This window comes from Collinsella sp. LCP19S3_B6 (genome assembly GCF_052121815.1).
Classification (GTDB): domain Bacteria; phylum Actinomycetota; class Coriobacteriia; order Coriobacteriales; family Coriobacteriaceae; genus Collinsella.
The window spans coordinates 1-6,356 of record NZ_JBQKDN010000034.1; the positions used below are offsets into that span (position 1 = coordinate 1).

The 6,356-nt window shown below is 60.3% G+C and carries 5 protein-coding genes and 1 tRNA gene; all 6 read left to right on the top strand.

Translation table 11 applies throughout. The features are described from left to right. Positions 1 to 451 precede the first annotated feature (451 nt). The 6 genes from ACTQWD_RS08515 (at position 452) to ACTQWD_RS08540 (ending at position 6,074) form a co-directional block, all read left to right on the top strand. Positions 452 to 1,513: a glycoside hydrolase family 5 protein gene (locus tag ACTQWD_RS08515; protein WP_427719073.1), complete on the top strand. Its 1,062-nt coding sequence runs from the start codon at positions 452 to 454 to the stop codon at positions 1,511 to 1,513. 6 nt (positions 1,514 to 1,519) lie between these two features. Continuing rightward, on the top strand, positions 1,520 to 2,398 hold the full coding sequence (rsmI, locus tag ACTQWD_RS08520) for a 16S rRNA (cytidine(1402)-2'-O)-methyltransferase (RefSeq protein WP_441044827.1): 879 nt from the start codon (positions 1,520 to 1,522) through the stop codon (positions 2,396 to 2,398). A gap of 69 nt (positions 2,399 to 2,467) precedes the next feature. Next, positions 2,468 to 4,069 carry a methionine--tRNA ligase gene (gene metG / locus ACTQWD_RS08525; protein ID WP_154517665.1) on the top strand — a complete coding sequence of 534 codons (1,602 nt, stop codon included), beginning with the start codon at positions 2,468 to 2,470 and terminating at the stop codon, positions 4,067 to 4,069. 107 nt (positions 4,070 to 4,176) lie between these two features. After that, positions 4,177 to 5,037 (top strand): 16S rRNA (adenine(1518)-N(6)/adenine(1519)-N(6))-dimethyltransferase RsmA, encoded by an 861-nt coding sequence (rsmA, locus tag ACTQWD_RS08530; protein WP_441559740.1) that lies wholly within the window; start codon positions 4,177 to 4,179, stop codon positions 5,035 to 5,037. Then, positions 5,027 to 5,944, top strand: a complete 918-nt coding sequence (locus ACTQWD_RS08535; protein WP_441559741.1) for a TatD family hydrolase — start codon at positions 5,027 to 5,029, stop codon at positions 5,942 to 5,944. Before rsmA ends, ACTQWD_RS08535 begins: the two co-directional genes overlap by 11 nt. A 43-nt stretch (positions 5,945 to 5,987) precedes the next feature. Continuing rightward, positions 5,988 to 6,074: transfer RNA gene (locus tag ACTQWD_RS08540), tRNA-Leu, on the top strand. The last annotated feature ends 282 nt before the right edge of the window (positions 6,075 to 6,356 follow it).

Genomic DNA, 6,356 nt, shown 5'->3' on the forward strand with positions numbered 1-6,356 from the left:
CGGTGAGCCCGGCGCCGCGAAGCGCCCTGGCCCTCTCCACCATTCTCCTACTGTATGCCATGCGGACTCCGTTCCGGACCTCAACGGTCCAACTTTTTGTCCGCAGTCCCCAATCCTGAGCGGGATGCGCTTTCCGCTTTAGGGGCGCTTGGGAAAATGCGACCCGGAATGACGTGAAATTACGGGACATGCTTTCCGGTTGGGCCTGCTGGCGGAAAATGCATTCCATTATTGAGCAAAAAAACGGGATGCGCCTTCCGGCGCCTGCCTTCGGCGTGCGTGCACATCTTGGCGTACCATCTCGGGTGTGCCCGCCCAGACATTACTCCTACTTTTGCGCCACTTTGCAGACCGTTCGATCGGCTGTCCGTGTGCGCGGGTATACTCAAAACGATACTTTTCCTATGCAATACGATGCGGGTTCGCCCTGCACGATTCGAAGGGGGCCGTGATGGAGAGGATACTCGGCGTTAATCTCTCTGGCTGGTTTATTCCCGAGCCTTGGGTGACCCCGTCGCTGTACGCGGCGACAGGTGCGTCCAATGCGGCGGAACTGCAAGAAGCCATGGGCACTGCTGCCTATAACGAGCGCATGCGTCGCCATTATGAGACATTCGTAAGCGAAGATGATTTTCGCCGTATGGCGCAGATTGGTCTCAATGCCGTGCGTTTGCCGGTGCCCTGGTATGCCTTTGGCTCGCAGGAGTCCGATGCGTCCTACATTTCGGTTATCGACTACATTGACCGTGCAATTGAGTGGGCTGCCAAGTACGACATTCGCGTGCTGCTCGATCTAGCGACTGTGCCCGGTGGCCAGGGCGATTCCAACGATTCGCCCACCACGCCGGAGGCTGTTGCCGAGTGGCATTCGTCCACCAACGGTCGTCACGTTGCGCTCGACGTGCTGGAGCGTTTGGCCGATCGCTACGGCGAAGCCGAAAGCCTTCTGGGCATTGAGCTGCTGGATGCACCTCGAATGAGTGTCCGCAAGAGTCTCTTTACCATGACGGATGGCATTCCGGCCCACTACCTGCGCAATTTCTATCGCGATGCCTACGAGCTCGTCCGTTCGTATATGCCCGAGGATAAGATCGTCGTCTTCTCGTCGTCGGGACATCCCGGCGAGTGGAAGCATTTTATGCGCGGCGCCAAGTACAAGAACGTCTACATGGACCTTCACCTGTACCATTACCGCGACGAGCATGCGCTCGACATCACGAGCCCCCGCGGGCTGACGACGGCGATTTCCCGCAACAAGCGCGAGCTTAAAGAAGCGATTTCGACAGGGTTCCCCGTGCTGGTGGGCGAATGGTCGGGCGCGGCGATCTTTGCCAACTCGTCGGTTACGCCCGAGGGCCGCAATGCCTACGAGCGCGTGTTTATCGCCAATCAGCTGGCTTCGTTTGCGCCGGCTGCCGGTTGGTTCTTCCAAACGTGGAAGACCGAGAAACGCATCGCAGCATGGGACGCCCGCGCGGCGCTCGGTACGCTCGAGCGCGGCATGATTGAATAGGTTGATATGACGCAAAACAGCGCCCATACGGGCAAACTCTATGTGGTCGGAACACCCATCGGCAACCTGGGCGACCTGTCTCCGCGCGTTGGCGAGGCGTTTGCCGCCGCCGATGCGATCTGCTGCGAGGACACGCGCGTGACCTCAAAGCTACTGATGCACCTGGGCATTTCCAAGCCGCTTGTCCGTTGTGACGAGAATGTGATCGCCAGCCGCGCCGCCGGCCTGGTTGACCGCCTGCTGGCGGGGGAGACCCTCGCTTTTGCCTCGGATGCCGGCATGCCGAGCGTGTCCGATCCCGGCCAGGCGCTGGTCGAGGCGGCGCGTGAGGCCGATGTGCCCGTCGAAGTTATTCCCGGGCCCTCTGCTTGCGTCACGGCGCTCGTTTCGTCCGGTATTCCCTGCGAGCATTTTTTCTTCGAGGGCTTTTTGGGCCGAAAGCACGGCGACCGCGTACGCCGTTTGCAGCGCCTTGCCGTGGTGCCCGGCGCGCTCATCTTCTACGAGTCTCCACATCGCATCGTGGCGACGCTCGAGGCCGTGGCGGAGGTCTTTCCCCAGCGTGAGGTTGCCGTCTGCCGCGAACTCACCAAGCTGCACGAGGAGGTCTTGCGCGGGCCCGCCGCCCAGCTTGCCGAGGGGCTGCGTGCTCGCGGCGAAGTAAAGGGCGAGATTGCGCTGGTCATTGCGCCACCGAGTGAAGACGAGGAGACCGGCATTGTGCCGGTTGGCGCAGCGGCAGCGGATCCCGATGAGGCCCTGCGCGCGGATATCCGTGTCGCGCTCGAGGAGGGGGAGCCCGCCTCTGCGGTGGCCAAGCGCCTGTCTCAGAAGTATTCACGCCGCAAGCGCGATGTCTATGCCATGGTGCTCAATATGCAATAGATGGAGGATATCCAGCCCTTGCGTTAGAATCATCCCCTGTATGCAACGTTTTTCTGGAGGACAAACCCCATGGATCAAAGCAAGCCTTCGTTCTTTATCACGACGCCCATCTACTACGTCAATGCCGATCCGCATCTGGGCACGGCTTATTCCACCATCATCGCCGACGTCCAGGCTCGCTATCGCCGCTCCGCCGGCTATAACGTCAAGTTCCTGACCGGCATGGACGAGCACGGCGAGAAGGTCGCCGAGGCCGCAGCCAAGCATGGCATGACGCCGCAGGAGTGGACCGACAGCCAGGCTCCGCACTTCAAGGAGCTTTGGAGCAAACTCGAGATCTCCAACGACGACTTCATCCGCACCACCGAGCCGCGCCAGCATCATGCGGTGCAGTATCTGTGGGAGCGCATGAAGGAGTCTGGCTACCTGTATAAGGGCAGCTACGACGGTTGGTACTGTGTGCCCGACGAGACTTACTTTACCGACACGCAGGTCCAGAAGGGTGACGAGGAATACGGCAGCGTCGGCCAGCACCTGTGCCCCGACTGTCATCGTCCGCTCGAGCGCGTGCAGGAGGAGTCCTACTTCTTCAAGCTTTCCGCTTTCCAGGACAAGCTGCTCAAGCTCTATGACGAGCATCCCGATTTCGTCGAGCCTGCATTCCGCATGAACGAGGTGCGTAGCTTTGTCGAGGGCGGCCTCAACGACCTTTCCGTGAGCCGTACGAGCTTTGACTGGGGCATCCAGGTTCCATTCGATGAGGGCCATGTGACCTATGTGTGGTTCGACGCGCTGCTCAACTACATGACGGCTGTCGGCTACGGTGTCGACACCGACGAGGCCCGTGCCGAGCTGGCCTATCGCTGGCCTGCGCAGTTCCACATTGTGGGCAAGGACATCATTCGCTTTCACTGCGTCATTTGGCCCGCTATGCTCATGGCCATTGGCGAGGCTCTGCCCGAGCACGTCTTTGCTCACGGCTTCCTGACCGTGCGCAATGCCGAGACTGGCAAGGCCGAGAAGATGTCCAAGAGCCGTGGCAACGCCATTGCCCCGCAGGATGTTATCGACATGCTGGGCGTCGAGGGTTATCGCTACTACTTTATGACCGACGTGGTCCCCGGCACCGACGGCGCTATCAGCTTCGATCGCATGGAGCAGGTCTACAACGCCGATCTCGCTAACAGCTGGGGCAACCTCATCTCGCGTTCGCTCAACATGAGCGGTAAGTACTTTGATGGTTGCGCGCCCGCCAAGCCCGCATCGTTCGATGCGTTCGATAACCCGCTGGCAAAGATCGCCGATGGCCTGGCCGAGCGCTACATGGCCAAGATGGACGTGCTCGATTACGGTGGAGCCAAAGACGAGGTTATGGAGCTCATCCACGCCGCCAACCACTACATCGAGGACTCCGAGCCCTGGGCACTTGCCAAGGACGAGGCCAAGGCCGACGAGCTGGCGTTTGTGATCTACAACCTCCTCGAGGCCATCCGCATTGCCGCTCACCTGCTGATGCCGCTCATGCCCCAGACTTCTACCGAGGCCCTGCGCCGCCTGTCGTGCGAGGACGAGGCCGCGAGCGACGACCTCAAGGGCATTTGCGCTTGGGGTTTGCTTGCCGGTGGTCAGCCCGTCGAGAAGGGCGAGCCGCTGTTCCCGCGTTTGGGTTAAGACGCCGCGCGCCATATCGGCAATCTGCTGTTTAGGTGTAAGGGCATGGCCGCAACGGTCCATGCCCTTTTGTTTCAAGACGCCGCCACCATGCTAAGGAGGCAACTATGACAACTTCGCCTTTGGCAAACCCCACGGCAACAAGGGAGCTGCTGGAGGAGTTTGGCCTTGCGACCAAGCATCGCCTGGGCCAGAACTTCCTGATCGACAACCATGTGATCGAGCGTATTTGCGAGCTTTCCGAACTTGCGGGCGATGAGCGCGTGCTCGAGGTTGGTCCGGGCGTTGGAACGCTCACGCTTGCGCTGCTTCAGGAGGCGGCGTGCGTCACGTCGATTGAGGCCGATCCCGAGCTCGAGCCGGTGCTCGATGCCCATGCCGCCGACTATGCCAACTTCCGCTTTATCATGGGCGACGCGCTCAAGGTGTGCCCGGAGCAGATTGAGCAGGCCGCGGGCGGTGAGCCGACGGTATTTGTCGCGAACTTGCCCTATAACGTGGCAGCAACGATCATTCTGCAGTTCTTCCAGACGATGCCCGCGCTCAAGCGCGCCATCGTCATGGTTCAAAAGGAGGTTGCCGATCGCATTGCCGCAACGCCGGGTAACAAGACCTACGGCGGCTATACGGCAAAGCTCGGCCTGTATGCGCAGGTGACGGGTCGCTTTGAGGTGCCGCCGCGCTGCTTTATGCCGGCGCCACATGTGGATTCGGCCGTCGTGCGCATCGACCGTGTTGACGGCGTAGCGCCCGAGGGGCTTGATCGCGAGTTTGTGGCCCGCGTGATTGACGCTGCGTTTGCTCAGCGTCGCAAGACCATCCGCAATTCCATGAGCGCCAACGGCTTTGCCAGGGACGTGCTCGATGCCGCCTTTGAGGCTTGCGGCATCGCGCCCACCACACGCGCTGAGACGCTTGGCGTTGCCGATTTTGTCCGTCTGGCTCAGGAGCTAATCCATGATGCCTAATGACGAGCGCGTGACGTTTACCAAGAAAAAGAAGACGGTTGCTTGCCCCGTGCCCTTGGCGCCGCTTGCCGATACGCACGCGCACCTGCTCTCGTTTTGGGGCAAGGAAGTACCCGAGACGCTTGTGCGCGCCAAGGCTGTAGGCGTCGACCTGTTGGTGACGATTTTTGATCCCATTGCCGACAAACGCAGCGTGACGGACTATAGCGACTGGCTGGTGCGCGAGATTTTGCCGATGCGGGATATTCCGCAGATAAAGTATCTCGCCGGTGTGCACCCCTATGGTGCGCCGGACTATACCGATGACATTCATGCACAGGTCGTTGCTGCGCTTGATGATCCCTTATGCGTCGGTATCGGCGAGATCGGTCTGGACTACCACATGGATTACGACGACGGCATCGCGCCGGCGCCCCACAGCGTGCAGATCGACTGCATGGCACGTCAGCTCGAAGTTGCTGTGCGTCGTAACGTACCGGTGGAGTTGCATCTGCGCCACGAGGATGCGGATGGGGAGCGCTCCTCGCATGTGGATGCGTACAACGTGTTGCGCGAGGTCGGCGTGCCCCAGGCCGGTTGCGTACTGCACTGCTTTGGCGAGGACCGAGCCACGATGGAGCGCTTTGTGGGTTTGGGCTGCTATGTCGCCTATGGCGGCGCGGCCACCTTTAAGCGCAACAATGATGTGCGCGAGGCATTTGCGTCAACCCCGCTCGATCGAATTTTGTTCGAGACGGATTGCCCGTATATGGCTCCGGAGCCCATTCGCGGTCTTGAGTGTGAGCCGGCAATGATTTCCATCACGGCAAACGCGCTGGTTAACGACCGTGTCGATCGTACTGGAGAGAAAGCAGAGGCAATTGCGCAAGCTGCGTGGGACAATGCCCGCAAACTTTTTCAAAAATAGTTCTTGCGTTCACGGTGGCGCTCCGTTATTCTAATTCCTGCACGCGGGCGTGGCGGAATTGGCAGACGCGTACGGTTCAGGTCCGTATGGGGGCAACCCCATGAAGGTTCAAGTCCTTTCGCCCGCACCATTGATTGAAAGAGCTCCCAGCAATGGGAGCTTTTTTGTTATGGGCCCATCGCAGGGACTTGAACCTGCGAAGGAGCGAGCGTCAAGAAAACGCGGAGCGTTTTTAGCGAGCTGGCGAGTCCGCCGGCAGGCGGGCGAAGCCGGTGCGGATCCGCGCAGCGGATACGCGGACGTCCTTTCGCCCGCACCATTGATTGAAAGAGCTCCCAGCAATGGGAGCTTTTTTGTTATGGGCCCATCGCAGGGACTTGAACCTGCGAAGGAGCGAGCGTCAAGAAAACGC

What these genes read in the sequence shown, in the direction of transcription:
- ACTQWD_RS08515 (WP_427719073.1), top strand. Translation starts at nt 452, where the DNA reads ATGGAGAGGATACTCGGCGTTAATCTCTCTGGCTGGTTTATTCCCGAG.
- rsmI (WP_441044827.1), top strand. Translation starts at nt 1,520, where the DNA reads ATGACGCAAAACAGCGCCCATACGGGCAAACTCTATGTGGTCGGAACA.
- metG (WP_154517665.1), top strand. Translation starts at nt 2,468, where the DNA reads ATGGATCAAAGCAAGCCTTCGTTCTTTATCACGACGCCCATCTACTAC.
- rsmA (WP_441559740.1), top strand. Translation starts at nt 4,177, where the DNA reads ATGACAACTTCGCCTTTGGCAAACCCCACGGCAACAAGGGAGCTGCTG.
- ACTQWD_RS08535 (WP_441559741.1), top strand. Translation starts at nt 5,027, where the DNA reads ATGATGCCTAATGACGAGCGCGTGACGTTTACCAAGAAAAAGAAGACG.